3 protein-coding genes are annotated in these 3,588 nt (G+C 33.6%); 2 read left to right on the plus strand and 1 reads right to left on the minus strand.

Features of this window, described 5'->3' with window-relative positions; genetic code table 11:
* Positions 1-111: 111 nt before the first annotated feature.
* Entirely contained in the window at positions 112-609 is a 498-nt protein-coding gene (locus F6K13_RS23750; protein WP_124146451.1) for a helix-turn-helix domain-containing protein, read from the minus strand.
* A 902-nt stretch (positions 610-1,511) separates the two neighbouring features.
* On the opposite strand from F6K13_RS23750, the gene F6K13_RS23755 reads away from it, so the two are divergent.
* Together F6K13_RS23755 and F6K13_RS23760 are read left to right on the plus strand one after the other, a co-directional pair.
* Positions 1,512-2,186 carry a hypothetical protein gene (locus F6K13_RS23755; protein WP_124146450.1) on the plus strand — a complete coding sequence of 225 codons (675 nt, stop codon included), beginning with the start codon at positions 1,512-1,514 and terminating at the stop codon, positions 2,184-2,186.
* Entirely contained in the window at positions 2,183-3,118 is a 936-nt protein-coding gene (locus F6K13_RS23760) for a DUF1822 family protein (protein WP_124146449.1), read from the plus strand. The genes F6K13_RS23755 and F6K13_RS23760 overlap by 4 nt, the downstream gene beginning before the upstream one ends.
* Positions 3,119-3,588: the final 470 nt, after the last annotated feature.

Here is a 3,588-nt window from a genome sequence, read left to right on the forward strand (position 1 = left end):
TCATTGATATGGCGAGAAGACCTCACCATATCAATGAGACCAAGAGAAAAGAAAAAATTTTCCTTAAGCGGTCAATCCTATCCGTTTTCAAGCAAAGGTAATAATTAATAATTAATAATTAATTGTTGAATCCCTTTCTATAGATTTTTGGAAACTTTCATCTACATCAGAGAATACTCTATGAGTAATTTGTACTTCTGGGTGAATTTCAATCCATAAATTTGTTTCCTCAGTATGATGAGAATTATGTTGAGAGGGTTGATAGATAATTTTGCAAGGTCCGAGAATATCAGCTTCATGGCATAAATGATGGCGATCGCCCTGCTGAATATTAATTGCTGGTAAACAAGTGCCGTTTTGATGATTAGCATTGATAACGGTAGGCAATATCTGAATAACTGTTTTGCTTGTACGTTGTCCTTTATTCCAAGTACCATCAGGACCACGCCTACCTGGAATAATTTCTGGTATCCCTTGACTATTAAGAGGAATTAGCCAAGATCGTCCTTTTTTATTAGCTCCCTTAATCCGACCTTCTTTCAGTAATACCCGCACCCTAGCAGTTGAGATCTTTAGGAGAAAAGCTGCTTCTGTTGTACCTACTACCATCTGAAAAAACCATTACGAAACACTTATATGATCAGTATAACGTATAGTAGGCAACAGGGAATAGGGAATAGGGAATAGAAGACAAATTTAGTAAGATAATTAATAAAGCTTTTATCGTCAACTAAAAGCAATAGCTGATAGCTGACGGCTTAATGCTTACCATTTCCCTTTTTTTCAAAATTTACAACATTTACAACTGATAACTGAAATAACCCCTTCTTTCTTATACCAATTCATTTTAAAGATGTCACAAATAGTTTTGCTCCTTTAAATGTTAAATAACTTCCGTAAATTACTGTAGCATCAAAGTTTTGAACCGATAAAATCTAACTTTTAACTTTTGACTTTTGACTTATAACTTATTTTCTTCTTTCTTATACCAATTAATTTTAAAGATGTCACAAATAGTTTTGCTCCTTTTAAATGTTAAATAACTTCCTTCAAGAATTGATAATGGATAATTGATAATTACCTCTCTCTCCCTAAAAGGAAGAGGATTGAATCAAAGGAAAATTTTTTCTTGTTTCTTCTTAAAAGGAGAGGATTTTTACCTTAATTATTCGGTAAATTACTGTAGCATCAAAGTTTTGCGCCGATAAAATTTAACTTTTGACTTTTGACTTTTGACTTTTGACTTTTGAGTTACTTCCCTCTTCCTTCTTCAATAATTTTTGAACAAATTGCATAAAAATCTTATCTAGGACAGATATATATATGGCAGTCGAAGGAAAGGTGTTTGACATATCAAAAGCTCAAAACTCAGATAACACAAGCTTTTTCCTTCTTCCTTCTTCTTTCTTCCTTCTTCCTTCTGCTATATATGGGGTCTAAGCCAAAATAGTTAGAACTTTGATAAGCTCGACTCATAATCTTCAACTTTATGTGATAGGAGAGCGATCGCTGTGGAGGACCAATTACAAAATCTAATTACCCAAATAAAGCAATATCAAAATCCGAGTCTAGAACGCCAGAAAGCTATTAATCGTCTATTGATATTAATTCAACAACTCCCTGGACTATATAGTTCGTCCCACCAGGATTATCTGGAGGCTTTTAATCGGACATTAGAATGGGTCTGCAAAAATATTCAAAATTTTGAATCTCGGCCTCCTTCCTGGGAAAGAAGTTTTGTTGTTTGGATTAATGGCTATTTGAAATGGCGTATCCAAGACTTATATACCCCAGATAATAGATATGAAAGTTTGGATAAACTTATTAGTAGTGAAGGAGAAAATTCAACAACTTTAGGAGAAATTTTACCAGCTAATAGTCTAAGTTTACTAGAACAGAAAATTGCTGAATTGCAAAAAGCAAAACGTCAAAGAAAAGGTGAGTATTTGAGGCAATATATTGAGACCGATCCAGAAGAAAAGCTCAGGTCATCTCATCCGAAAAAACATCCTGAATGTAATTGTCAAGTATTAGCAATTCAGTTGAATTTTACAGAACCACCAAAAAAAATAGCCGATATTTCCAGAAGTATAAATATCAGTAACCAAACTGTTTATTCCCACTGGAAGCGCAGATGTATTCCATTATTAAGAGAAATCGCTAATCAATTTGGAGAAGAATTATGAGTATGACTTTTTCACAAGCATTAAAAGTTTTTGTGACTGCAGAAGCTCATCGTTATGCAGAGCAATTTGCAGCAGAACAAGCAACTCCTGAAAAAGGAAAACAAGTTTACCTAAATACTCTTGCTGTTGTGGCAGTTCAAAGTTATTTAAAGTGTTTAGGTATTCAGACCGCGATTCATCAAGGTGATTGTTGGCATCCTGGTTCAAGAGCAATATTTAATGTGGCTGATTTAGTTTTACCAAATATTGGCAAAGTGGAATGTCGTCCGGTATTTCCTGGTGAAAAAGAATTATTTTTGCCTCCAGAAGTTATTGACAACCGCATGGGTTATATAGCGGTTCAATTTGAGGAGGATTTAAACCAAGTACAAATATTAGGATTTGTTTCTGTGAGAAATATTGATGGGTTTCAAGATTCTATTCCCCTCACACAAATAGAATCTTTGGATGCTTTAATTGACGAAATTGATTGGTGTCAAAAATGGGTTAATTTAGGTCGGTGGTTTGAAGGTTTTTTTCCGGCAGAATGGCAAAGTTTACAGTCACTATCTACATCTACAAGAAGTTTAAGAGTTTCAAGGGATAGTATTTCTCAATCTCCAACGGATGATTTAAGTATTAGTTGTGGGAAAATTATTAATTGGGGTAGTGGAGTAAATGAACAAGCTACAGAATTAGCGGTAAAACTAACGGATAAGTTTGAGGAGGAAATAGATATTTGTGTGCGACTTTCTACTACGAATAAAATTCCATTTTTACCTGCTGGTTTACGAGTGCAAATATTGGATGAATCTGGTAATTCTTGCATGGAAACTGAAGCTAGGGAAGCAGATGATTGGATACAATTAGAGTTTGGTTGTAAACCTCAAGAACAATTTACTGTAGAAATGAGTTTAAATGAGCAAATAATTAGGGAAAATTTTGTAGTTTAAGGGTAATTATTTCGTGCGGAATGCTGCGCAAACAGCTATTAGCTATCAGCTCTCAAATCTCATAATAAGATTTTAATTAATATAGACTTTCAAAGCAGTTTTGATAGTAAAATTTAATTCTGACTCAATTAGTAAAGCTTTTATCTAATATCATGTTCCCCCTCCGGGGGAAGCTACGCTAACGGTTGAATACTTATAAATAACTGTTGTGAGTCATCAGGAGTCAGGAGGGAAGAAAGGAGGAATGCTTATGAAATATGTTCATTAATGGATAATGGATAATGAATAATTGATAATTACCTCTGGTTAAAACCGTTACGGAATTGAATATAAGGAAATATTATTTCTTTTTTCCCCTTAAAAGGGGAGGCTTTAAACCAGAATTATTTAATTATTAATTATTAATTATTCGGTAAAATAGTATGGATAATTTCAGTATTTATTTGGTACTGTCAGCCCTTAAATTTTAA

The sequence above is a fragment of the Okeania sp. SIO2B9 genome, assembly GCF_010672505.1.
GTDB lineage: Bacteria > Cyanobacteriota > Cyanobacteriia > Cyanobacteriales > Microcoleaceae > Okeania > Okeania hirsuta.